Here is a 22,540-nt window from a genome sequence, read left to right on the forward strand (position 1 = left end):
GCCCGCTGGTTCAGCCCGTATTATTTTCGCCTTTGATGTTTACGCAGATTTCGGACCCGCAGGAGGTAGCCGCAAATGCTTAGCCGTATTGCCGAGTCCCTATTTTGGATCGGCCGCTATGTGGAGCGGGCCGATGGCACTGCCCGCATCCTGGATGTCCACCTTGAGCGGCTCAACCATCTGCCCACGGAGGAGCGGGACAATGTTGCGCGGGAACTCCTGGCGGTTATGGGAGCCCGGCCCGAGGGTGACGAATTCGGCCTTGAGGAGCTGTTGCACGCCCTCGCCTACGACAAACAGAGCGCCACCTCGATCGCCGGATCACTGGGGGCCGCCCGCGAGAATGCCCGCCGTGCCCGCGAAACGGTATCCTCCGGGCTCTGGGAGAGCCTGAACACGACGTATTACGGCCTGAACCAGCACCGCAAGGACGTGGTGGGCACCTACCGCTTCTGCCACTGGGTGCTGGAACGTACGGCCATGGTGAGCGGACTGGCCGACACGACTGTCAGCCATGATGACAGCTGGCTGTTCCTGGCTCTGGGCCGTTCCCTGGAGCGTGCCGACATGACGGCCCGCATGCTCTCGACCCGCGATGTGCTCTCTGCAGGCATGTCATGGGTCAACATGCTCCGGTGCGCCGGAGCCTACGAGTCCTTCCTTCGGACACGCCGGGCTGCCTTCGGGGACCAGCATGCTGCCGAGTTCCTGCTGCTGGACCGTCTGTTTCCCCGCTCCATCGTTTACGCGCTGCGGGACGCCGACGATTGCCTGGCGAAGCTGGACCCCTCCGCGCAGCGTGTTGGCTTCATCAACGACGCGCGCCGGATCGTGGGCCAGGCCCGCACCTTCCTGGAGTTCCACCGCACGGACGACCTCATGTCTGAATTGCCGGAGCACATGGAGCGCGTCCAGAAGGCTGTGTCGCAGGCTTCAGACGCCATTTCCCGTAAGTACTTCAATCAGGCGGACGAACTGGCCTGGGTGGGAGAAGTTTCATGACCCGGCTGAGTATCATCCACAAGACCGGCTACAAGTACAACAAGCGTGTCACGCTGTCCTACAACGAAGCCCGCATGACGCCGCTGACGGATCCGCAGCAGGTGGTGCTGGAGTCGTCCATGAAGGTTGCGCCGTCGCAGGCCGCCATCAGCAGCTATCGCGACTACTGGGGCACGCGGGTCACTGCCTTCGATATGCAGATGCCCCACGAATATCTGGAGGTGGTCGCCACCACCACGGTCGAGGTGCACCGTGCGGAGCGTGTGCCGGCTGACGGCGACATCGTTGCCTGGGACGTGCTGCAGGCACCTGAGACGCTCAACCAGTTCAGTGACTGGATCCCGCAGTCCCGGCTGAGCGGTCCCGGAGACGAAGTCCTCGGCATCATCCCGGGGATCGTCGAAGGCCGCGACCCCCACGGGGCCGCCATGGCCATCTTCGAGTGGATGCGCGGCGAAATGACCTACATGAAAGGCTCAACCGGGGTCACGACCAACGCGGCACAGGCCTGGGGCCAGCGCCAGGGGGTCTGCCAGGACCTGGCGCACCTCGCCATCGGCGCGCTGAGAAGCTGCGGAATTCCGGCCCGTTACGTCTCCGGTTACCTTCACCCGCGTTCGACGGCGGACATCGGTGAGACGGTGGCCGGCCAGTCCCATGCGTGGCTGGAGTGGTGGGACGGGGAATGGCGCAGCTGGGATCCGACCAACCACAAGCCGGCCGGCGACTTCCATGTCACCGTGGCACGTGGCCGCGACTACCGGGATGTGCCGCCGCTCAAAGGCATCCTGTCCGGAGGCGGCGGCTCCGCGTTGAACGTGAGCGTGGAAATCACCCGCCTGGCGTAGCCGGGCGGCACAGCTTTCTGACGCGTACCCGTTTACTCGTACCCGGAACGGGTGGCGTCGTCCAGCGGCGTCCACCAGGTCAACGGGGGAGTGACCTTGAAGCGCCGGCCCGTAACGGTGTCCGGGGTGATCCGGACGAAGTGTTCTTTCTTCCCTGCCTGCCAAGGGAAGAGAAGCAGCCCAACCGTGTCCAGAACCTCCTGCGGGTTCTTGACCGGGGCGGCCTGCCCCTTGATCACGACGCTCCAGGCGATGCCGGTGTCGGCGTCAACGCCGTCGGCTTCCACGGCCACGGGTGTATCACCGGTAGCCGCCTGCAGCTTCGTGCCGTCCGCCGTGCGAAAGACCAGCGTTCCGTGGTCCACCTTGTAGTTGATGGGGAAGATGTCCGGGTGGTCCTCGACCCAGACAGCCAGCCGGCCCACCGAGACGCTCCTCAGCAGGCGCCAGCATTCGTGGTTGTCGAGGTTTTCGACTTCGTGCGGGTGGTCAGCGCCGGGTTTCCGATCAGTGCTCATGACGCCGAGCCTAAGCGAGGAAACGTCCGGAAAGCTAGGGCCCAAGGACCCCTGCCGCCCCTCACGGACGGTTTCGGCCCAAGGATGAAGGCCTTAACGGTATTCTGGCCTCACGACGCCGGAGCGGACAGGCGCGGTCAGGAGTGGGTTGTGGATATGCATGCCGATGGCGACGGTCCCGGACGATATACGGCAGCCAGCGGCACGAGGATCGAGGACCTGCTCAAGGACTTCGTTTCCCGGGCCGGTGAACTCCTCCAGTTCCAGGAGCGTATGGGCGGCCTCCTCGAAGCGGTTGTGGCCGTTGCAGAGGACTTGAGCCTCGATGCCGTGCTGGAGCGGGTTGTCCAGTCAGCCTGCCAGTTGCTGCGCGCCCGCTACGGGGCACTGGGTGTTATCGGGGACGACCGTGCACTCAGCCACTTCATCACCGTGGGTATCGACGGCGAACTCGCCAAGAAGATCGGCCCCCTTCCCACCGGCCATGGCGTCCTGGGCTTACTGATCTCGGATCCGCGGCCGCTGCGGCTCCATGACTTGCGGAGCCATCCCGAGGCATACGGCTTTCCCAAGCACCACCCGCCCATGCAGTCGTTCCTTGGCGTACCCGTCCGGGTACGCGACGTTGTCTTTGGAAACCTCTATCTAACGGAAAAGGAGGGCGGCGGCGATTTCACGGTGGAGGATGAGGAGCTGGCCGTTGCCCTCGCGGCCGCTGCCGGCGTCGCCATTGAGAATGCGCGGCTCTACGACGACGCCCGGCGGCGTGCGCAATGGCTGGAAGCCTGCATGGATGTCTCAGGGCTGATGCTGGGCACCGATCCCACGTCGTCGGCCGGCCTCGATCCCATTGCCGGACGGGCGTTGCGGGAATCCGGTTCCCGGCTTGCGCTGATTGTGGAGCCCATACCTGACGGCGCCGGCTACATCGTTGCCGGGGCGGACGGCGCGGATGCGGAACTGTTTTCCGGATTGCCCCTGTCCATGGATTCGGAGGCACTCCAGGCTGTGCTCGAAGGAGGCGAGCCTGTGTTGGTGGACAATGCCGCCGACGTTCTGGGGGTTCTGGAGGGGACTGTTGCCGGTCCGCTCCTTGCCGTGGCCCTCAGTACACAAGGCGCGCACCACGGCTTGCTGCTCCTTGTCCGGGATGCGGGAGCCGGGCCCTACGGACGAACCGACGTGGAGATGGGTGCTGTCTTCGGGTCGCACGTCGCGTTGGCGCTTGAACTAGCCAGGGTCCACCGGCTGCGGGAAGAGCTGCTGGTCTTCACCGATCGTGACCGCATCGCCCGAGACCTGCATGACCTCGTGATCCAGCGGCTGTTCGCTGCCGGCCTCAGCGTCCAGAGTCTGAACCGCTTCACGAAGGAAGACCTTGCCCTTGAGCGCATCCGCGCCATCACCGGGGAACTCGACGAAGCCATCCGCAGCCTCCGGGACACCATCTACTCGCTCAAAACCGGCTCCAGCGACACTGAACTGCTCAGCGGGCGGCTCCTGCGTGCCACGCGAAGTGCTGCCAAGTCAATGCCGTTTACGCCCGGCCTAAACCTGGAAGGTCCGGTGGACTCGGTTCTCCCCGACAAGGCCGAGCATGTGGTGGCCGTGGTGACCGAGGGGCTCAGCAACGCCGTCCGGCATTCGGGGGCAGACTCGATCGAGGTGTCCGTCTCCGCCCTGAACGGCAGGATGACGGTCCTGGTCACGGACAACGGCCGCGGGTTCAACGGTTCAGTGAAACGCAACGGACTCAACAACATGGAGGAGCGGGCCAGAATGCTGGATGGCACATGCGCCATCACCGGCACGCCGGACGCGGGAACCAGCCTGGAGTGGTCCGTCCCGCTTTAGCGCCGGTGTCCGTCCGCATCGTTGCCGGCGGCGTGGGCAGACGCTGAATGGGAGGCGCCGGAATGCCCCGTCGATGACGGGGCCGGCATCGCGTTGTTGGCAATATACACAGCCGCCTGCGTGCGCCGTTCAAAGCCCAGTTTTGCCAGGAGCGAGGACACGTAATTCTTCACGGTCTTCTCCGCCAGGAACATTTCCGCCGCGATCTGGCGGTTGGTGAGGCCGCCGCCCACGAGTTCCAAGACGCGCCGTTCCTGAGGCGTAAGCCCGGCGATCCTCGGATCGACCTGCTGGGGCGCTACCAGGCTCTCGACGATGCTCGCCGCCACGCCGTCGTCGAAGAGTGAGTCACCGGCAGCGGCACGGCGCAGTGCCCCTATCAGGTCAGTGCCGCCGATCTCTTTGAGGACGTACCCTCGGGCGCCGGCGAGGACCGCACCGCGCAGTGCCTGCTCGTCGTCGAAGCTTGTCAGGATGAGGCAGTTCAGGTTGGGGTCGACGGAACGCACGTCGCGGCAGACTTCGATTCCCGTTCCATCCGGAAGGCGGGCGTCGAGCACGCTCACATCCGGATGCAGGGCGGGAATGCGCCGCGTGGCCTCGACAGCGGAACCTGAGCTTCCCACAACCTGGAAACCCTCGCCTTCAAGAAGCTCCTGGAGCCCCCGCCTGACAAGTTCGTGGTCATCGAGGATGAACACGCGGATCAGGTCAGTGTGCATGTCCTGAGCGGAGTGACCTTGGTCTGCCCGAGGAATCATGGTCCTCCTGTCCGGCGGCCGGAGCTGCCATAATCGGTCCGCAACCAGCTTGCCGGTGCGGTGCAGATCCCATTATCGCTGTCTGGACCCGGTTTCCGTCATCCGGCTCTGCAATTCTCGTTGACGGCGGTAAGTGCTGCAAGGGTCCTTGGACCCACCGGAGCATGACTTTAGGCCCTAGCGAGGGCCGCACCCCGCCCACATCCTTGAAGGACACCTGCCGGCGTGCCCGTCGGGTCCTGCCCGTGACAGCCGCCCTCGAGAGGGGAAGCCATGAATGAGTCCAGGGATGCCCGTACGATCGTAGTGGGCGTCGACGGTTCGGATGCGTCCGTGGAAGCCCTGAAGCAGGCCCACGGCCTCGCAGGCCAGCTGGGAGCGCAGCTTGTCGCAATGGGGTGCTGGGATTACCCGCCTGTGTACGACGGCTACGTGGCCATGGGGATCGATGACTTCGATGTGCGTGCGGGCGAGATCCTCCAGGAAGCCGTGGAGAAGGCGTTCGGTCCCGAAACGCCGCAGGACGTCGAGGTCCGGCTCGTGCAGGGACGCCCGAGGCATACCCTCATTGAGGCGAGCCGGACTGCTGACATGCTGGTTGTGGGACGACGCGGCCACGGAGGCTTCGGAGGCCTGCTGCTGGGCTCGGTGAGCTCTGCCTGCGTTGCCCACGCCCACTGCCCGGTACTAGTGGTGCACACCCCCGAAAAACGGTGACTCAGGAGTGCGCTCCGGCGCTGCGACCTACTCGAACGCGGCGCGCCGGGGATCGGACAGCCGGGTGTTCCACAGGTCGGGCTTCTTGACCTTGAACCGGCGGCCGGTCAGTGCCTTGGGCGCAAGGCGGACATAGTAGTCCTTGTCTCCGGGCTGCCATGGTTCCAGGAACAGGGCATCCACTTCGTCCTTTTCGTCCTGGGTTTCAATCAGTTCTGCTTCGCCGCGGGCAACCACGCTCCATGCCATCTCTTCGTGGGCGTCATAGCCGTCGATTTCGAATGCCACGGGCTTGGCCGTCATGGCTGCCCAGAGCTTGGTTCCGCCCGCTGTCCGGAAGACTATGCTGCGGCGCTGGAGCACGAAATTAACCGGGAAAATCTCCGGGTGCGCATCGACAATCAGGGCGATTCTCCCCACCGTCTCGGTGTCGAGCATAACCCAGCACTGGTCAATGGACAGCTGGCCCTCAGGCGGTGACATCGTGTTCATGTAAACCCACGTTACGGTCCCACCCGGGCGCCCATTAGGGCCATTAGGCCCCTAGCGGCACCCCCAAAGACCCTGCTAGAGGGGATGTGCCTACCAGGGGCTCGGCTTGTAGTCCTTGAGGAAGACGCCGTACTGGTCCTCGCCGTTTTCGCCCATGACGATCGGATCGTAGACCCTGGCTGCACCGTCCACGAGGTCCAGCGGCGCGTGGAAGCCTTCCTCCATGAGCCTGACCTTGGTGAAGTGGGGCCGCTCGTCCGTAATCCACCCGGTGTCCACCGCGGTCATGAGGATGCCGTCGGAATCCAGCATTTCCTGCGCGCTGGTGCGGGTCATCATGTTCAGTGCGGCTTTGGCCATATTCGTGTGCGGGTGGCCCGGGCCCTTGTACGCGCGTGAGAACTGCCCCTCCATGGCGGAGACGTTCACGATGTACTTCCGGTGCGCGGTGGAGCGCTTCATGGCAGCCCGCAGCCGGCTCACCAGCAGGAAGGGCGCAGTCACGTTGCAGAGTTGCACCTCCAGCATTTCCAGTGGATCCACTTCGTCCACCACCTGGGTCCAGCTGTTGATCGTGGCGAGGTCCGGAACCAGGCCGCCGGCGTCGATGGCCGTTCCGGAAGCAATCCGTTCCAGCGATGCGGACCCTGTGGAGAGGGCAAGGGAGGTGATGGCGTCCCCGGCCAGGACGGGGTGCTCCATGACGCTGCTGGCCAGGGCAAGCGGGTGTTTGTCATGGGCGTGGCCGAAAGTCACCAGTTCCGGGCCGCCGTTGGCCGTCTCAAGGGCTGCCGGCAAGGGTTCGTCCTCGGCATCGACCAGCGGTTTATAGGCGTTGCCGGACCGGCGGACAGTCTGGGCGGCATTGTTGATGATGATATCCAGCGGTCCTGCAGCGTCCAGCGAGTCGGTCAGGGCCATCACCTGGGAGGGGTCACGGAGGTCGATGCCCACAATCCGGAGCCGGTGGAGCCAGTCCCCGCTGTCCTCCATCGCCGCGAAGCGACGCGCGGCATCCTTCGGGAACCGTGTGGTGATGGTGGTGTGTGCTCCGTCGCGGAGCAGACGTAGTGCGATGTACATGCCGATTTTCGCGCGGCCGCCGGTAAGCAGCGCGCGCCGGCCCTTGAGGTCCGTGCGCGCATCGCGCTTGCTGTGGCTGAATGCGGCACATTCAGGACACAGCTGGTGGTAAAAGGCGTCAACCTGCGTGTAGTGGTTTTTGCAGATGTAGCAGGGGCGCGACCTGATGAGGTGCCCGGCCACCTTGCCCGTTGCTGAAGGCTCCAGCTTGTTCCCGCGCGTTTCGTCATCGATGCGGTCGGGAGCTGCCGTTGCCGTCTGTGCTATCACGGCGCGGTCAGATTCCGCGATCAGGTCCCGCTTGGTGACCCGGCGGTGGCGTTTGACAGCCTTAAACATCTTGCCGGTGGCGCGGCGTACCGAGACATAGTCAGGGTGTTCCTCGTCGTAGGCGTGGATGGTGTTGAGAACCTTGAGGCAGGCCTGGATGTCCTCAGGCGTCAAATCGGGGGTGTTCATTGGTCCAATTTTACAGCCTGGGAATCCTGCGGCCTGCCGTCAGGGTTCAGCAGCGGCGGATAGCCCCTTAGTCGGTGACAGTCACACCCAGGGCCGCGGCGTGGGCTTCTCCCACCTTGGCCACGGAGTCCCGCGCAGACGGGTAGTTTTCGGTAGCTGCCTTAATCGCATTGGGGACCAAATGAAGGTTGGCCGCCGAAAGTGCTCGTTCAGCTTCGTCCGGCTCCGGGACTTGCTGGCCCTTCGACAGCACCGTAATGCCCGAGTCCGTGACCTTGAAGCCCCGGGCGCGGTCACGTTCGGGATCCAGGCCGATGGCCGCACCGGCGGGCACCTTGACGTTCTTGTCGATGATGGCACGGTGAACCACGGCACCCTCGCCGATCTGGACCTTGTCCATGAGGACCGAATCCACCACACGGCTCGAGGTGCCCACGTAGACGTCGTTGGACAGGACCGAACCCTCCACGATGCCGCCGGAGATCACTACGCCGCTTGCCACGATCGAGTCTAGGGCCGTACCCACGGTGTTTCCCTGGCCGCGAACAAACTTTGCCGGCGGTGAAATGCTCTGCCGGGTGTAAATGGGCCAATCCGAGTTGTACAGGTTGAAGACCGGCATCGGCGAAATAAGGTCCATGTGGGCGTCGTAGAAGGAATCGATGGTTCCGACATCGCGCCAGTACGTGCGGTCCCGTTCGGTCGAACCCGGAATATCGTTCAGCGTGAAGTCGTAAACGCCTGCTTCGCCCTTGTTGACGAAGTACGGGATGATGTCCCCGCCCATGTCGTGCTTGGTGTCGAGGCGCTCGGCATCCACGTGCAGTGCGTCCACCAGGGCGTCGGCATCGAATACATAATTTCCCATGGACGCCAGGAACTGCGTCGGGTCGGCGGCAAGGCCGGGGGTCGAGGAAGGCTTCTCGACGAAGGCCGCGATCTTCTGGGGATCGTTCTGGTCCACCTCGATCACGCCGAACTGGTCTGCCATGTTCAGCGGCTGGCGGACGGCGGCTACGGTGGCCTTGGCGCCACTGGCAACATGCTGTTCCACCATTTGGGCGAAATCCATGCGGTAAACGTGGTCTGCGCCCACCACGACCACAATGTCGGGGTTGGCGTCATGGATCAGGTTCAGGGACTGGTAAATGGCGTTGGCGCTGCCAAGGAACCAGCTCTTGCCGACGCGCTGCTGTGCGGGGACGGAGGCAATGTAGTTTCCCAACTGGGTGGACATTCGCCACGTTTCGGAAATGTGCCGGTCAAGGCTGTGGGATTTATATTGCGTAAGCACCACAATCTGCAAATACCGGGAATTCACCAGGTTGGACAGCGCAAAGTCGATCAGCCGGTAGCTTCCGGCAAAAGGCACGCCGGGTTTGGCCCTGTCAGCCGTCAATGGCATCAGACGGTTACCCTCGCCGCCCGCGAGGACAATAGCCAGGACTTTCTTATTCAACGGCATGGTGGTCGCTCCTGTACGCCTTCGTATCTTCCCCAAAAGTCCGGCACGCCCGGACTCCTTCACACTAGAACAGATACGCCGTAAGGACTACCTTGGGTATCGTGCGAATAGACATTGTGACTAAAGAGTTCCCGCCCGAGATTTACGGCGGCGCCGGGGTCCATGTGGCCGAATTGAGCCGTGTGCTGGCCAAGCATGTGGATTTGCAGGTGCGGGCCTTCGGGGCGCCCCGGGATCCCGACTACCACGGGGCGAAGGTGACGTCCTACTCCGTTCCGGAGGATCTGGGTGCGGCCAACGCCGCCGTCCAGACGCTCGGAGTGGATCTGCGGATCGTGCCGGACATTGCGGGGGCAGACCTTGTGCATTCGCACACGTGGTATGCCAACATGGCGGGCCACCTTGCGTCGCTGCTGCACGGCATCCCGCACGTGTTGAGCGCCCACAGCCTGGAGCCGCTGCGTCCGTGGAAGGCCGAGCAGCTCGGCGGTGGCTACGCCCTGTCGTCCTGGGTGGAAAAGACCGCCTACGAGGCCGCGGCAGCCATCATCGCCGTCTCCGAAGGAATGCGCCAGGACATTCTGCGCAGTTACCCGGAAGTCGATCCGGCCAAGGTCCGCGTGGTGCACAACGGCATTGACGTCGAACTCTGGACCCGCGACGAAGGCGATGACGCCATCCGCGCCCTGGGAATCGATCCGGAACTGCCCAGCGTCGTATTCGTAGGCCGCAACACGCGCCAGAAGGGCGTTCCCTACCTGCTCCGTGCTGCCGCGAAACTGCCGGCCAACGTCCAGCTTGTCCTGTGCCTCGGCGCGGCGGACACTCCGGAACTCGCCGCGGAAACCGCCCGCCTCATCGAGGAACTTCAGAGCCAGCGCACCGGCGTCGTCCTTGTTGAACGGATGCTGCCCCGCAATGAACTGATCCAGGTGCTCAGCCACGCAACCGCGTTCGCCTGCCCTTCCATCTACGAGCCCCTGGGCATCGTCAACCTGGAAGCCATGGCCTGCGGCGCGGCCGTCGTGGCAAGCGCCACCGGCGGGATCCCCGAGGTTGTCCAGCACGGTGAAACCGGACTGCTGGTGGAGCTGGAGCAGGTCACCGACGGTACCGGAACGCCGCTGGATCCGGAGAAGTTCGTCAACGAGTTCGCCGCTGCCCTCACCGAAGTGGTGTCCGATCCCGAGCGGGCGCGCGTCATGGGCCAGGCGGGGCGGCGCCGCGCGGAGGAGCACTTCTCCTGGGAGTCCATTACGGAAACCACCCTCGAGGTGTACCGCTCGGTCCTTGCCTGATTCGGAATAAACAACGACGGCGCCGCTCCCGGTATCGGGGGCGGCGCCGTCGCTGTTTCCAGCGTCCATTGGCGACGGGCAGTGGAACTAGCGGCGCGGAGCCTTGGCATCACGTGCCTGCCGGGCCACGAGGACCTTTTCGTCAACGGGGGCCTTGCCGTCGGCGCGCTGCGTCCGGAAATACGAACGTGCCTCATCCTGCCGGGCCTGTTCGGCGCCGGTCGCAATTGCTGCACGGAGGTGCTCCGGGCCGTAGCCGAAGGCGTCCACCAGATCCAGGGCGTGGGGCCGGATCTTGACCAGGAGGCGGTTGATGTAGTCGCCCACGGTGCGGGCACGCTGCATCGACAGGCGCCCGTTCATGAGGTACCAGGACAGGTTCTTCTCGATGAGCGAAAGTCCGAACAGGTCCCGGAGCCACGTCAGCACCCGCTTCGTGCCCGGGTCCTGCACGTCGGCCAGGGCTTCCGTGAAGGCTTCCCACTGCAGCAGTTCCGCGTGCGCCTGCGCCGCTTCGATCAGCTCATGCTGATGTTCGTTGAAGGCGGCAGCGGCCTTCTGCTGCGGCAGCTTGTTGGTCCCCTTCAGCGCGGCACCGGCCTCGGCAACCATGGTCTGCACCCGGTCGGTCAGCAGTAACCGCTGCGTGCCCTCGTCCCGCAGGGCAATGGCTGCCTTCTGGACCGAGCCCGTGTCGGCCACGAACTGGGCAACCTGGCGTAGGCCCGTCCGGTGGACTGCGGTGCCGGCGGCCTGGCTCACCACGTAACGGGCCAGGACCCCGACATCGACGCTGCGGAATTCCTTCGCGTAATCCGCGAGGAGCCGCTTGGCCACAAGCTGCAGCAGCACCGTGTTGTCACCTTCGAAGGTGACATAGACGTCCAGGTCGGCGCGCAAGGATGCAAAGCGGTTCTCAATCAGGAACCCGGCGCCGCCGCATGCTTCGCGACATTCCTGCAAGGTGTCCAGGGCGTGCCACGTGCTGAGCGGCTTGAGCGCGGCCGCCAGTGTCTCCAGGTCCTGCCGGTCCTCGTCCGTGTCATGTGCACCGGAGAAGACGTCGTCGAATTTCTGCAGCAGTTGCTCGTGGGCGAAGCCCGCAGCGTAAGTTGTGGCAAGCCGGGTGAAAAGCCGCCGCTGATGGCGCTGGTAGTCCAGCAGCACTTCCTCGTCAGTGTGGGAGGAGGCATTGAACTGGCGGCGTTCGGTGGCGTACTGGATGGCGGTCTTGAGGGCGAGCTTGCTGGCGGCCACCGCGGCACCGTCAAGGGAGACCCGGCCCTGGACCAGGGTTCCCAGCATGGTGAAGAAGCGGCGGCCCGGGCTGGCAATGGGGGAGGTGTAGCTGCCGTCAGCGTCTACGTTGCCGTACCGGTTGAGCAGGTTGGTCCGTGGAATCCGGACGTTGTCGAAATGCAGCCGCCCGTTGTCGATGCCGTTCAGCCCGCCCTTGACGCCGTCGTCCTCGCCGCCGATGCCCGGAAGAAATTTCTTCGTTTCCGGATCCCGCAGGTCAACGTAGAAGGCGTGCACGCCATGGTTCACTCCGTTCGTGACGAGCTGTGCGAACACCACGGCGCCGAGTCCGTCTATTGCGGCGTTGCCGATGTAATCCTTCCACGCAGCACGGAAGGGGGTGTGGATGATGAACTCCTGGGCGGCCGGGTCAAAGGTTGCCGTGGTGGCGATGCTGGCGACATCGGAGCCGTGGCCTGTTTCCGTCATCGCGAAGCAGCCGGGGATGTCCAGGTTCATGATGCCCGGCAGCCATTTGGCGTGGTGCTCCCCGGTGCCAAGGTGCATGACGGCTGATCCGAAAAGCCCCCACTGGACGCCGGCCTTGATCTGGAGCGACGGATCGGCGGTGACGAGTTCCTCGAACCCGGCGATGTTGCCGCCGTGGTCATCGGAGCCACCCAGCGACGCGGGAAAGGCGCGGTGGACGGCGCCGTTTTCCACCAGGTACTTGAGTTGGCCGAAGGTGCGCTTGCGGTGCTCCGTATGGGTAAGGCCCTCGGTCTTGTGCAGTTCGGGCCGGCCTGACAGTTCGCGCGAGTGCCGGCGGATGTGGGCCCACTTCCCCAGGAGCTGCTCGCCCAGGGCAGCGACGTCGACGGCGGGGGACGCCGAGACAGGGTGGTTTGTGCGGCCCGCGGGGCGGCGGCCTGCCTGGCTGGCGGGGCGGTCAACTACGTCAGTCATGTCGATTCCTTCTTTGGTTCTGACAATTCACTCAGGGTTTGGATTGTGGGGTCCAGGGTTTTCAGCTCGGGGGCAATGCCGACGCACAGCCAGGCGGTGATCTGACGGGCCATGGTTTCCTGGTCCGGTTTGGCGGGGGAGTCCGGGGTGCCGAGCCATTGCTCGCCGGCGTTCCGGACCAGCCCGATCGCAGCGGTGGGCCAAAAACCGATCACGGCCTCCTTGCCGGCGCCCAGGTGGGCGCGCATGGGGCGCGCGATCATGTCCCGGACCTCTTCGAAGAAGTGGCCCAGGGCCCCGGCAGCAGCGATGCCCCCGGGGGCCGTCCCCGGCTCGCCGGCGGAGTAGGTGGTGACGAATGTGTAGACATTGGGACTGGTCTCCGCCATTTGGAGGTAGGCGGACACCATGGCCAGAAGCCCCTCCCGGGGTGTTTGCGCGCCCTGGGCAGCCTCGTGGATGCGGCGCTGCATCTGGCTGATCACCACTTCGCCCACAGCCTGCTGGAGCCCCGCCTTGTCGCCGAAATAGCGGTAGAACACCGACTTGGACGTTCCGGCTGCGGCGGCGATGTCCTCCATGGATGCGTCACTGCCCAGCGCGTGGACCGCTTTCCGCGCTGACTTGATGAGCTCGCGCCGGCGCTCTTCCCGGTGGGACTGCCAGCGGGCCGCGCGTCCATCAATCGTGCTCCCGCCCTCGGAGCTGTCGGGCGCCGGATTGGCGGTCGCGGGGGTGCCGCCCGCGGGCACGGCAGGATCAACGGGAAGGATGTTCACGATACTCAGCGTATCAGGTACGCTGGGTATCGGTAATCAGCGTTGAGCAAAAGGAGACAGCACATGTCCTTTAACGGACAGTCCGCCACCGGACCAGAAGAATCATCCAACGCCGCAGCGGCCCCTCACGGAGAAGCCCCGTTGCGCAAGGCTGTGGTGGTCGGCGGGAACCGGATTCCGTTTGCCCGGACCGGCGGGGCTTACACCAAGTCCTCGAACCAGGACATGCTGACTGCGGCACTGGATGGCCTGATTGCCCGCTTCGGCCTTCAGGACGAACGGATCGGGGAGGTTGCCGCCGGCGCCGTGCTCAAGCACTCCCGCGACTTCAATCTCACCCGGGAGGCCGTGATCGGCTCCGCCCTCTCCGCGGAGACCCCGGCGTATGACCTCCAGCAGGCGTGTGCCACGGGACTGGAGACCGTCCTCGGCCTGTCCAACAAGATCAAGCTCGGACAAATCGACTCGGCGATCGCCGGCGGTGTCGACTCGGCCTCGGATGCACCGATCGCCGTCAGCGAGGGCCTGCGGGAGGTTCTGCTGGACCTCAACCGCGCCAGGACCCTGCCCCAGCGGCTGCAGGTCCTGAGCCGGCTTCGCCCCAAGGACCTCGCACCTGACGCTCCCAATACGGGGGAACCCCGGACAGGGCTTTCCATGGGTGAGCACCAGGCCCTCACCACGGCACAATGGAAGATCACGCGGGAAGCCCAGGACCAGCTGGCCTACAACAGCCACCGCAACCTGGCTGCCGCCTACGATGCCGGCTTCTTCGACGACCTGCTCACGCCGTACCGCGGGCTGACCCGGGACTCTAACCTCCGCGCCGACACCACCCTCGAAAAGCTGGCTACCCTCAAGCCTGTCTTCGGCAGGAACCTTGGCGCCGAGGCAACCATGACAGCGGGCAACTCCACGCCGCTCACGGACGGTGCGTCCACCGTGCTGCTTGCTTCGGAGGAATGGGCGGACGCGCATGAACTTCCCAAGCTCGCAACGGTCGTCGACGGCGAGGCGGCAGCGGTCGACTTCGTCCACGGCAAGGACGGACTCCTCATGGCGCCGGCATTCGCTGTACCTCGCCTGCTGGCCCGCAACGGCCTGACGCTTGGTGACATCGACTTCTTTGAGATCCACGAAGCATTTGCCGGCACCGTCCTGAGCACCCTCGCCGCCTGGGAGGACGAGGAATTCGGCCGCACCCGCCTTGGGCTGGAGGGCGCGCTGGGAAGTGTGGACCGGTCGAAACTGAACGTCAACGGCTCATCGCTGGCAGCCGGGCACCCCTTTGCCGCCACCGGCGGGCGGATCGTGGCGTCACTGGCCAAGATGCTCCACGAAAAGGGCCAGGTGGACGGCCGTCCGGCCCGCGGCCTGATTTCCATTTGCGCGGCCGGCGGCCAGGGTGTCGTCGCCATTCTTGAAGCACTTTAGGAGGCTGGCGTGACGGACAAATACACACAATTTGTAAGCCGCGGAATCGGCAAGGATGCTGCCAGGAAACTTGGCCTGCCGCAGCCGGTGGTGTTACGGCGCTACCAGCCGGGGCAGCCGCTGGTTCCAGGTCCCATCCTGGTCCAGGGATCCAGCGGAGGGGCTGACGAACTGGCCGCCGCCCTCCTGTCCTGGGACCTCGATGTCCGCCGGCATGCAGTGCCCCGGGAGAAACTGGGTGCCATCATCCTGGTGCTGGACGACCTGGAGCGGCCGGAGGATCTGGAAAGGCCCGTCCTCTCGGCGGGAGCTTCCGTCCGGGACCTGGCACCCAACGCGCGCGTGGTGACCATCTCCCGGTCCCCTGCGAGCGCTCCGGGACCGGCGTCTGCGGCGGCTCGCCAGGGAGTTGACGGACTGCTGCGCTCCCTCGCCAAGGAGCTGCGCGCCGGGGCCACGGCAAACGGCATCATGCTGGCAGACGGGGTAACCGCCACCGCTCCCAGCGCCCTCGGGGCCCTGCGCTTCTTCCTGTCCGGGAGATCGGCCTTTGTAGACGGACAGTTCCTCACCGTTTCAACCAGTGAAGGACAGCTCCCCGCAGATCCCGAAAAACCGCTGGCCGGCAAAGTTGCCGTCGTAACCGGCGCCGCCCGGGGCATCGGCGCGGCAATTGCCCGGACGCTCCACCGCGACGGTGCCACTTTGGTCGTCGTCGACATTCCCGCAGCCGGAGACCATCTGGCAGCGGTTGCCAACGAGGTCCGCGGTACGGCACTTCAGCTGGACATCAGCCGGGAAGACGCCGGCCAGCGGATCATCGACCACGCGGCGGGCAGGCACGGACGCCTGGACATCGTGATCCACAACGCGGGAATTACGCGGGACAAACTGCTGGCCAACATGGACCAGGGCCGCTGGAATTCCGTCATTGCCGTGAACATCGCAGCCCAGCTGCGCATCAATGAAGCGCTCCTGGCCTCCGAACAGTTCCGCAACTCGCCGCGGATTGTCTCGGTTGCCTCCACCAGCGGTATAGCGGGCAACCGCGGGCAGACGAACTACGCGGCGTCCAAGGGCGGCGTGATGGGCATGGTGCGCGCCACGGCACCCCTTATGGGGGACCGCCACGGAACCATCAACGCAGTGGCGCCGGGCTTCATCGAGACTGAAATGACGGCCCGGATCCCGTTTGCGACGCGGGAAATCGCCCGGCGCCTGAACTCCCTGCAGCAGGGGGGCCAGCCCGGAGATGTTGCAGAGGCCATCGCATTCCTCGCCAGCGACGCCGCGGGCGGCATCACGGGCGAGGTGCTGCGGGTGTGCGGCCAGAACCTGGTGGGCGCATGACCGGCGCCCAGCCCGTCATCCTCGGGGACATGCCGTCCTTGTCCAAGCTGTATGTGAATGCCGCGGCCACGGCGGCCCGTCGCCGCGTGCTGGGTACAGACGCGGGGGCCTCGCTTCCGCCCTGCGGACACGAGGTCAGGGGAGTGCTGGCGCAGGTGGGCAACCTCACGGCCTACCAGCACCTGGTAGGGGAGACGGCAAGCGACGTCCTTCCCGCCGGATTCCTCCATGCCCTGGCTTTTCCCGTGGCAATGAGCGTGATGAACCGTGATGACTTCCCGTTGCCGTTGCTGGGCATGGTGCACCTGGCCAACACAGTGGAGCAGCACGGGCCCCTCCTGTTCACGGAGTCGCTGGACATCACGTCATGGGCCGAAAACCTCCGCGGGCACCGCGCCGGCACGCAGATTGACGTCGTCGCGGAGGTCCGCCGCACGGATCAATCCGGGGTCGTGTGGAAGGGCACCTCCACGTATCTGGCCAGGGGTGTATTCCTTCCCGGGATCGACAAACCTTTGGTCATGCCTGAACCCGCGACGTTCGCGGCGCCCGACCCCACGGCACAATGGCAGTTGGGCGTTGACACCGGCAGGGCGTACGCGGCCGTGTCCGGCGACTTCAACCCCATCCACCTGAGTGTGCTTTCGGCCAAGGCGCTGGGCATGCGACGCTCCATAGCGCACGGCATGTACCTGGCCTCGCGGGCACTGGCCGACGTCGGCGCCGTCAAGGGGGATTCGTTCCGCTGGGATGTTGCCTTTGAGGCACCGGTGTTCCTGCCGGCCCGCGTTGCCCTGGACATCAGCTCGGTCCATTCGGGCGCCGGGGCCTGGCACCGCTCCGACTATGTCGCGTGGAACCCCCGCTCCGGCCGGCGGCATTTCAGCGGCAGCGTAACGGCGCTTTAGCGCCGGCCCGCCCAAGAAGGAAATGACGACGCCGGAGCTCCCCTCCCAAGGGGGCTCCGGCGTCGTGGTTGTTTCTGCCAGCCCAGCTGGTCAGGACTGTCCCGCCCTGACCACCCTGAGAATGCGGTGCAGGTTCAGCACAATTGATTCGGCGGCGCTGGGAGCGTCCGGGTTGACGTCGTCGGAGGCCATGCGCTCGGCCAGGGCGTCCACGGATGCCGTGGCCGCAGCAATCAGCTCGTCCTGCCGTTCCGGATGCTCGTCTTCCATGGACCGGAGGACCTCGCTGACCGCGGCCAGTGCATCGGCAAGCGGTTCGCTGTACGGCAGCGGGATGACGAAAGGAACGTCCTTGTCCCAGATGACATCTGAGAGCACTTCGGTCATGTCCTGGATGTGGAAGGTAACGCTTTCGAGACCCCTCACGTTCTTGTAGTCGCGGTCCAGGTCGTGCGGATGGAGCTTGCGCCGCGGATTGACCTGCCTGCTCGCATCGGCCTTCTGGACGGCCGCCCTGACCGCACGGGCCGACTGGGCGAGCTCGTCCGAACGCGCCGCCCAGTCCTCGTGTTCGGGCGGCCATTTTTCCCGGAGGGCTTCACCCATGTCGGAGAGCTGCTTGGCGAGCGCCCACCGGAGTTCGGCGAGGCTGAGCGCAGCGGCTTTGAAATGGAGCGGCGGGAACACCAGCATGTTGACTGCGATACCCACAATGACCCCCACGCCCATTTGCAGGAGATAGCCGAACGAGAAGTCGTCCGGGTCGTGTCCGCCCACCAGGAGGACCAGGAGCGCCGCCGTCGGAATCCAGTCACGGCCGGCGCCAAGCCGCGGCAATCCCGCGAGCAGGACCCCCAAGGCCATGACGATCCCCACCGTCAACGGCGAGGGGTCGGTGACGCTGACCAGCAGGAACGCCAGGCCGATCCCGAGCCCGAGCCCCACAAGCGTCTGCACGCCCTGCTTTACGGATCCCGACACGTTCTCGTACATGGCCACAAGGGCGCCCAGCGGGGCGTAGTACGGATACTGGGCAGCGGCGCCGGGCATCATGGGTGCAATGAGGAATGCCAGGCCCGCCGCGAGCCCTGCCTTCGCGGCCAGCTGCAGCCGGGGACCCGACAGTGCGACCGCGACGCTCCCCGTTACGGACTGCCGTATTTTGCCCACCCGCGACGGGGCGGCCTCGTCCTGCTGTTTTGTATTTGCCATTTGGCCCAACCATAAAGGTGCATGGAAGATGCTACAAATGGACAAACCTACTCACGGGTAGGTGCGGGCCGCCCCTGACCGGCCAGCCGGCGCAGGCCTGGGGCGGGAGGCCGCAGCCTGCCGCGCCGCCTGCGCCAGCCGGTGTGCGCGGCCCGGTGTCCTGCCTTCTTCCTGAGTTCCGGGAATGTACCCGAAAGCGAGATCATAGGCGGGGTCGGCAAAGCCCAGCGCGCCATTGGCACCTTCGTGGCCGAACGCCCTGTGGCTGCCGAAGTTCCGGCTGGGGTGCGGCTTCATGAAGATCACCGCGAAGGCATTGTCCAGTCCTGAGCTGCGGTCCAGGCCCCATACTTGCTCCTCGGACATGATCCTGGCGGTCTCCGGTGCCAGGAAGGCGGGTTCCCCGTCAACACCGGTTGTGGCGGCAGCATAAACCCGGGCAAGTCCTTCGGCTGATCCCACGCCACCGGCGCTGCTCATGCCGAGTTCGCGGACGATCCTGTGGTTGGGGAGCTCCATCACCGTGCTGACCGCAGCGTTGCCGTTGAGTCCCTCAAGGCCAAGCGGATCCAGCCAATCCTGCCGGGGATCGGCGGTGTACAGCACGTCCAGGTAGCGGGGTTCCTCCTCTTCCGGCAGTCCGAGGAAGAAGTCGATGCCGAATGGCAGCCGGATGCGGGAAGCGTACAGTTGCTGCAGGGTCGTGCCGGCGACGCGGCGGCACAGCTCCTCCATGATGATGCCGATGGCCAAGGCGTGGTATCCGAACGTGGCGCCGGGGCGCCACTGGGGTGCTGTTGCAGCAAGCTTCCGGGCAGCATCCGGCGTCGTGAATTCACTGAGAGCCAGTCCGCCTTCCACGCCCAGCAGCCCCGCCCGGTGGGAAAGCGCCTGGCGGACGGTGATGCCCTGTTTTCCGTGGGCAGCAAACTCCGGCCAGTAGTGGGCAACCGTGCGGTCCAGGTCCAGCAAGCCATCCTGGACCAGGAGCGCGATGACGAATGCTGCAACGCCTTTCGAACACGAGTAGGCGCCCGTGATCGAATCCGGAGCCAGGCGGGGCCCGCCGCTCAGCTGCAGCACCCTGACGCCCGAATGGTAGACGGCGACCTGGGCGCTGTACTGCGGGTCATCAAGAAGGAACGATTCAAACAGGTCCCGGACCGCTTGGTATTCGGGCGCGGAAACGCCTGACGATAGTGGCATGGGACAAGACTAGCGGCGGGCCGGGACGGCTCCCGGTCAGCGGGCGCCGTGTCCCGGGGCCACTTCCTCGCCGCCGCGGACGGGACCGGGCGGAGTGCCGTTTCCGAACGGGCGCCCTCCCAGTGCCTCACGCCCGTGCTCCGTCAGCCAACCGGCGAGGTCCGGGCCCTGCGGGACTATGCCAGTGGGATTGATGTCCTCGTGAACGATGTAGTAATGCTGCTTGATCTGCACGAAATCGATCGTGTCACCGAACCCGGGTGTCTGGAACAGATCCCGGGCATAGGCCCACAGCGCCGGCATCTCGCTGAGCTTTTGGCGGTTGCACTTGAAATGGCCGTGGTACACGGCGTCGAACCGGACCAGCGTGGTGAACAGCCGCACATCGGCCTCCGTGATGGTGTCGCCCACAAGGTACCGCTGTCCGGTGAGCCGCTCCTCCAGCCAGTCCAGGGCGGTCCAGAGCCGACTGTAGGCAGTGTCATAGGCGTCCTGCGAACCGGCAAAGCCGCAGCGGTAGACGCCGTTGTTCACCTCGGTGAACACCCTTTTGTTGACCTGGTCGATCTCCGCCCTGAGATGCGCGGGGTAGAGCTCGGGGGCGCCTGGGCGGTGGAACGCCGTCCACTCCGTGGAGAAGTCCAGCGTGATCTGCGGGAAATTGTTGGTGACCACCCCGCCTGACCGTACGTCGACGATCGCAGGGACGGTGATTCCGCGCGGATAGTCGGGGAACCTTCGGAAATAGGCGTCCTGGATCCGTTCAATGCCCAGCACTGGATCGACACCGTCCGGGTCCAGATCGAAAGTCCAGGACCGTGCATCATGTGTGGGACCGGGCTGCCCCAGGGATATGGCTTCCTCAAGCCCCAGCAGCCGGCGGACGATGACCGTCCTGTTCGCCCACGGGCAGGCACGGGCTGCGACAAGGCGGTACCGGCCGGCTTCCACCTGCCAGCCAGGTTCACCGTTCCGCCCCGGGGCGCCGTCGCTGGTAATCCGGTCCTCAATGTAGTTGGTGTCCCGGGTGAATTCCTCTCCTCCGGTGACGTAGGACCCCCTGGTGCTGAACCCGGGGTCGGATGAGTGATCGGAAGGACGGAAATCGGAGGTCATGGTCCCACCCTATTGGGTTGTGACCGCCAAAAGCACCCGGGCCATGGGTTGCCAGGCCACCCACCAGGCGCCGGCTACGACGCCCGTGAAGAGCAGGATCCAGACAACGGAGGGCACCGCCGTGGCCCGGTAGAGGAGGTGTGCGTCGGACGTGGGCAGCCTGTCCCGGCGCCGCAAGTGGACGTTGGCGAGTTTAGCCAGGTCACGGACGGCGGCCACCAGCAAAGCCAGGCCCAGCGCAATCACCACATGGCCGGTGAACTCGGGCGGGACGAAAAGCACCAGGAGGGCGCACCCCAGGACGGCCGCTGCCGTGATGAGGAGCCCGATTGCGTTGCGGATGAAGAGGAATGAGCCCAGCAGGGTCAACGTGCCCACGGACATCGCCGCCGGTCCCCAGCCGTTGAAACCGGACCACACCATGGCTGCCCCGACGACTCCGGGCACGGGATAGCCCCAGAATGTCGACCACACGGCGGGAAGGCGTCCCCGGCTGTACGTGGTGGTCGTCCCGGAGTGGTCCAGGCTAAGCCTGATGCCGCCGAGGCGCTGCCCGGTCGTGAGGGCCGCGAATGCATGCCCGAGTTCGTGGGTGACGGTGGCCAGCAGCCCGAAGTACCGCCATGAAGCCCGCGGCAAGGACAGTGCCGTGGCGAGCACGATGACAATCACGAGTTCCGTTGCCGTGACCTGCGGTGAGGGCGACAACGAAAATCCTGAAACGATCCTGTCCCACAGCGGGCCGGCCACGTCCGTCACGGCCTGCCCCCGGACTTGCCGCCGGCATGATCGATGCAATACGGCGTCCAGGGGCGTGCTTCGAGCCGGCCTTCGGCAATAGGCTCGCCGCAGATTTCACAGAAACCATAACTGCCGTCCGCGATCCGGCCCAGCGCCTTCTCGACTTGCGCGAGTGTGGCGCTGCTTTGCTGCATCAGGGCGGCAGCCTGGGAGAGCTCGAAGGCGATGGTGGAGCCTTCGGGGTCATGTTCGTCGTCGACGTTCGAATTTTGCCGCGCGGCGTTCGCGGAGGTGATGTCGGCGCGGAGTGCCGGCAGCAGCAGGGTTTTCCGGGCGCGCTCCGATTCCAGCAGGATCCTGAACTTCTCGACGTCGACCATAGAGTCCAAGGCTAGCGCGGTCCGGGGGATCGAGGCTAAAGAGCTTGGCGTAGTCGGGCCCAAAGACCCCTTGCCGCGGCACAGCGCCGCCGTAGAGTGAAAGTGCGCGAAGCCAGTCCATGTCCGGTGAGGGGCCGCCCGCCGGATGGCAGGCGCGCCTGAGACCGGGAGACACGATGAACGATCCGTCGATGAAAGACTCCGCAGCGGAAGCCGAAGCCCTGGCGGCGGTGGAGAGGCACCACGGCAGCATGCTGCGACGGCTCACGGCCCTGACTGACGCGCTGACGAGCGCCGTGGAGAAACACGACTCCGTATCCGAGCATGACGCGCACGAGGTATTGCTGGAGTGGTGCGAAAACGAACTGGTGCCCCATGCGCTCGCCGAAGAAGGCCCGCTCTACAGCGGACCCAGGGAAACCGCGGAGGGTAGGTTGCTGGTTGAAGGCATGCTGGCCGAGCACCAGGTGATCGTGGCCCTCGTGGAGGAGTTCCGCGGAGCCCGGGGGGTGGCCGCTGCTGTAGCCGCCGGGGCCGTCCAACGCATCTTTGCCCTGCACCTGGACAAAGAGAACAGGCTTCTCATGCCGTTTGTGGTGTCACAGCCCGGGCTGTCACTGGCCGAAGCCGTTTCAGGGTTGCATGAACTTGTGGGTGAAGAGCATGGACACCCGCGGCGAAACGGGCACGGTTAGCGGGCCGTCCAATAGAG

21 protein-coding genes are annotated in these 22,540 nt (G+C 65.3%); 9 read left to right on the forward strand and 12 right to left on the reverse strand.

Annotation, left to right across the window (positions count from 1 at the left end; all coding sequences use genetic code 11):
• Nucleotides 1–75: 75 nt before the first annotated feature.
• Nucleotides 76–1,002, forward strand: a complete 927-nt coding sequence (locus tag RW112_RS10995) for an alpha-E domain-containing protein (RefSeq protein WP_317781797.1) — start codon at nt 76–78, stop codon at nt 1,000–1,002.
• Nucleotides 999–1,850, forward strand: a complete 852-nt coding sequence (locus RW112_RS11000; RefSeq protein WP_317781798.1) for a transglutaminase family protein — start codon at nt 999–1,001, stop codon at nt 1,848–1,850. Before RW112_RS10995 ends, RW112_RS11000 begins: the two co-directional genes overlap by 4 nt.
• Before the next feature lie 32 nt (nt 1,851–1,882).
• Here RW112_RS11000 and RW112_RS11005 read toward each other — a convergent pair whose 3' ends face one another.
• The gene (locus RW112_RS11005; protein ID WP_305941039.1) at nt 1,883–2,368 is read right to left on the reverse strand and encodes a pyridoxamine 5'-phosphate oxidase family protein; all 486 of its coding nucleotides are present in this window, start codon (nt 2,366–2,368) and stop codon (nt 1,883–1,885) included.
• A 156-nt stretch (nt 2,369–2,524) separates the two neighbouring features.
• Between RW112_RS11005 and RW112_RS11010 the strand changes: the two genes are divergently transcribed.
• On the forward strand, nt 2,525–4,222 hold the full coding sequence (locus tag RW112_RS11010; RefSeq protein WP_317782185.1) for a GAF domain-containing sensor histidine kinase: 1,698 nt from the start codon (nt 2,525–2,527) through the stop codon (nt 4,220–4,222).
• On the opposite strand, the gene RW112_RS11015 is transcribed toward RW112_RS11010, so the two are convergent.
• A complete protein-coding gene (locus tag RW112_RS11015; protein WP_411709894.1) occupies nt 4,219–4,983 on the reverse strand; it encodes a response regulator in 765 nt (254 codons plus the stop codon). The genes RW112_RS11010 and RW112_RS11015 overlap by 4 nt on opposite strands.
• 273 nt (nt 4,984–5,256) lie before the next feature.
• Here RW112_RS11015 and RW112_RS11020 point away from each other — a divergent pair, with 273 nt between their 5' ends.
• Nucleotides 5,257–5,700, forward strand: coding sequence for a universal stress protein (locus tag RW112_RS11020; protein ID WP_317781800.1), 444 nt, complete (start codon nt 5,257–5,259; stop codon nt 5,698–5,700).
• A gap of 27 nt (nt 5,701–5,727) precedes the next feature.
• Here RW112_RS11020 and RW112_RS11025 read toward each other — a convergent pair whose 3' ends face one another.
• The 3 genes from RW112_RS11025 to glgC all read right to left on the reverse strand — a co-directional run bounded on the left by RW112_RS11025 (nt 5,728) and on the right by glgC (nt 9,199).
• Complete coding sequence (locus RW112_RS11025) at nt 5,728–6,192, reverse strand: pyridoxamine 5'-phosphate oxidase family protein (RefSeq protein WP_317781801.1); 465 nt, start codon at nt 6,190–6,192, stop codon at nt 5,728–5,730.
• A 90-nt stretch (nt 6,193–6,282) separates the two neighbouring features.
• On the reverse strand, nt 6,283–7,734 hold the full coding sequence (locus tag RW112_RS11030) for an SDR family NAD(P)-dependent oxidoreductase (protein WP_317781802.1): 1,452 nt from the start codon (nt 7,732–7,734) through the stop codon (nt 6,283–6,285).
• Nucleotides 7,735–7,801: 67 nt separating this feature from the next.
• The gene (gene glgC / locus RW112_RS11035; RefSeq protein WP_317781803.1) at nt 7,802–9,199 is read right to left on the reverse strand and encodes a glucose-1-phosphate adenylyltransferase; all 1,398 of its coding nucleotides are present in this window, start codon (nt 9,197–9,199) and stop codon (nt 7,802–7,804) included.
• A 101-nt stretch (nt 9,200–9,300) separates the two neighbouring features.
• Here glgC and glgA point away from each other — a divergent pair, with 101 nt between their 5' ends.
• The gene (glgA, locus tag RW112_RS11040) at nt 9,301–10,497 is read left to right on the forward strand and encodes a glycogen synthase (protein ID WP_305941045.1); all 1,197 of its coding nucleotides are present in this window, start codon (nt 9,301–9,303) and stop codon (nt 10,495–10,497) included.
• An 87-nt stretch (nt 10,498–10,584) separates the two neighbouring features.
• On the opposite strand, the gene RW112_RS11045 is transcribed toward glgA, so the two are convergent.
• Both RW112_RS11045 and RW112_RS11050 read right to left on the reverse strand, forming a co-directional pair.
• Nucleotides 10,585–12,702, reverse strand: a complete 2,118-nt coding sequence (locus tag RW112_RS11045) for an acyl-CoA dehydrogenase (protein ID WP_317781804.1) — start codon at nt 12,700–12,702, stop codon at nt 10,585–10,587.
• Nucleotides 12,699–13,388 carry a TetR/AcrR family transcriptional regulator gene (locus tag RW112_RS11050; RefSeq protein ID WP_317782186.1) on the reverse strand — a complete coding sequence of 230 codons (690 nt, stop codon included), beginning with the start codon at nt 13,386–13,388 and terminating at the stop codon, nt 12,699–12,701. Before RW112_RS11050 ends, RW112_RS11045 begins: the two co-directional genes overlap by 4 nt.
• Nucleotides 13,389–13,544: 156 nt before the next feature.
• On the opposite strand from RW112_RS11050, the gene RW112_RS11055 reads away from it, so the two are divergent.
• Genes RW112_RS11055 through RW112_RS11065 form a run of 3 tightly spaced genes read left to right on the forward strand, consistent with a single transcriptional unit; the run spans nt 13,545 to nt 17,173 of the window.
• The gene (locus RW112_RS11055) at nt 13,545–14,915 is read left to right on the forward strand and encodes an acetyl-CoA C-acetyltransferase (RefSeq protein ID WP_317781805.1); all 1,371 of its coding nucleotides are present in this window, start codon (nt 13,545–13,547) and stop codon (nt 14,913–14,915) included.
• Between the two features lie 9 nt (nt 14,916–14,924).
• Nucleotides 14,925–16,265: a 3-oxoacyl-ACP reductase gene (locus RW112_RS11060; protein WP_317781806.1), complete on the forward strand. Its 1,341-nt coding sequence runs from the start codon at nt 14,925–14,927 to the stop codon at nt 16,263–16,265.
• Nucleotides 16,262–17,173 (forward strand): MaoC family dehydratase, encoded by a 912-nt coding sequence (locus RW112_RS11065; RefSeq protein WP_317781807.1) that lies wholly within the window; start codon nt 16,262–16,264, stop codon nt 17,171–17,173. The genes RW112_RS11060 and RW112_RS11065 overlap by 4 nt, the downstream gene beginning before the upstream one ends.
• 90 nt (nt 17,174–17,263) lie before the next feature.
• On the opposite strand, the gene RW112_RS11070 is transcribed toward RW112_RS11065, so the two are convergent.
• The 5 genes from RW112_RS11070 to RW112_RS11090 are packed head-to-tail and all read right to left on the reverse strand — an operon-like array spanning nt 17,264 to nt 21,828.
• Entirely contained in the window at nt 17,264–18,385 is a 1,122-nt protein-coding gene (locus RW112_RS11070; RefSeq protein ID WP_317781808.1) for an FUSC family protein, read from the reverse strand.
• A gap of 51 nt (nt 18,386–18,436) precedes the next feature.
• Complete coding sequence (locus RW112_RS11075) at nt 18,437–19,591, reverse strand: serine hydrolase domain-containing protein (RefSeq protein WP_317781809.1); 1,155 nt, start codon at nt 19,589–19,591, stop codon at nt 18,437–18,439.
• Between the two features lie 36 nt (nt 19,592–19,627).
• On the reverse strand, nt 19,628–20,707 hold the full coding sequence (locus tag RW112_RS11080) for a glutathione S-transferase family protein (protein WP_317781811.1): 1,080 nt from the start codon (nt 20,705–20,707) through the stop codon (nt 19,628–19,630).
• Between the two features lie 9 nt (nt 20,708–20,716).
• Nucleotides 20,717–21,466: a M50 family metallopeptidase gene (locus RW112_RS11085; RefSeq protein ID WP_317781812.1), complete on the reverse strand. Its 750-nt coding sequence runs from the start codon at nt 21,464–21,466 to the stop codon at nt 20,717–20,719.
• Complete coding sequence (locus RW112_RS11090; protein ID WP_317781813.1) at nt 21,463–21,828, reverse strand: TraR/DksA family transcriptional regulator; 366 nt, start codon at nt 21,826–21,828, stop codon at nt 21,463–21,465. The genes RW112_RS11085 and RW112_RS11090 overlap by 4 nt, the downstream gene beginning before the upstream one ends.
• A 191-nt stretch (nt 21,829–22,019) precedes the next feature.
• Here RW112_RS11090 and RW112_RS11095 point away from each other — a divergent pair, with 191 nt between their 5' ends.
• A complete protein-coding gene (locus RW112_RS11095; protein WP_317781814.1) occupies nt 22,020–22,523 on the forward strand; it encodes a hemerythrin domain-containing protein in 504 nt (167 codons plus the stop codon).
• Nucleotides 22,524–22,540: the final 17 nt, after the last annotated feature.

Origin of the sequence: Arthrobacter sp. B10-11, from assembly GCF_033142195.1 — a bacterium.
GTDB classification, from domain to species: domain Bacteria; phylum Actinomycetota; class Actinomycetes; order Actinomycetales; family Micrococcaceae; genus Arthrobacter; species Arthrobacter oryzae_C.

What these genes read in the sequence shown, in the direction of transcription:
- RW112_RS10995 (WP_317781797.1), top strand. Translation starts at nt 76, where the DNA reads ATGCTTAGCCGTATTGCCGAGTCCCTATTTTGGATCGGCCGCTATGTG.
- RW112_RS11000 (WP_317781798.1), top strand. Translation starts at nt 999, where the DNA reads ATGACCCGGCTGAGTATCATCCACAAGACCGGCTACAAGTACAACAAG.
- RW112_RS11005 (WP_305941039.1), bottom strand. Translation starts at nt 2,368, where the DNA reads ATGAGCACTGATCGGAAACCCGGCGCTGACCACCCGCACGAAGTCGAA.
- RW112_RS11010 (WP_317782185.1), top strand. Translation starts at nt 2,525, where the DNA reads ATGCATGCCGATGGCGACGGTCCCGGACGATATACGGCAGCCAGCGGC.
- RW112_RS11015 (WP_411709894.1), bottom strand. Translation starts at nt 4,983, where the DNA reads ATGATTCCTCGGGCAGACCAAGGTCACTCCGCTCAGGACATGCACACT.
- RW112_RS11020 (WP_317781800.1), top strand. Translation starts at nt 5,257, where the DNA reads ATGAATGAGTCCAGGGATGCCCGTACGATCGTAGTGGGCGTCGACGGT.
- RW112_RS11025 (WP_317781801.1), bottom strand. Translation starts at nt 6,192, where the DNA reads ATGAACACGATGTCACCGCCTGAGGGCCAGCTGTCCATTGACCAGTGC.
- RW112_RS11030 (WP_317781802.1), bottom strand. Translation starts at nt 7,734, where the DNA reads ATGAACACCCCCGATTTGACGCCTGAGGACATCCAGGCCTGCCTCAAG.
- glgC (WP_317781803.1), bottom strand. Translation starts at nt 9,199, where the DNA reads ATGCCGTTGAATAAGAAAGTCCTGGCTATTGTCCTCGCGGGCGGCGAG.
- RW112_RS11045 (WP_317781804.1), bottom strand. Translation starts at nt 12,702, where the DNA reads ATGACTGACGTAGTTGACCGCCCCGCCAGCCAGGCAGGCCGCCGCCCC.
- RW112_RS11055 (WP_317781805.1), top strand. Translation starts at nt 13,545, where the DNA reads ATGTCCTTTAACGGACAGTCCGCCACCGGACCAGAAGAATCATCCAAC.
- RW112_RS11065 (WP_317781807.1), top strand. Translation starts at nt 16,262, where the DNA reads ATGACCGGCGCCCAGCCCGTCATCCTCGGGGACATGCCGTCCTTGTCC.
- RW112_RS11070 (WP_317781808.1), bottom strand. Translation starts at nt 18,385, where the DNA reads ATGGCAAATACAAAACAGCAGGACGAGGCCGCCCCGTCGCGGGTGGGC.
- RW112_RS11075 (WP_317781809.1), bottom strand. Translation starts at nt 19,591, where the DNA reads ATGCCACTATCGTCAGGCGTTTCCGCGCCCGAATACCAAGCGGTCCGG.
- RW112_RS11080 (WP_317781811.1), bottom strand. Translation starts at nt 20,707, where the DNA reads ATGACCTCCGATTTCCGTCCTTCCGATCACTCATCCGACCCCGGGTTC.
- RW112_RS11090 (WP_317781813.1), bottom strand. Translation starts at nt 21,828, where the DNA reads ATGGTCGACGTCGAGAAGTTCAGGATCCTGCTGGAATCGGAGCGCGCC.
- RW112_RS11095 (WP_317781814.1), top strand. Translation starts at nt 22,020, where the DNA reads ATGAAAGACTCCGCAGCGGAAGCCGAAGCCCTGGCGGCGGTGGAGAGG.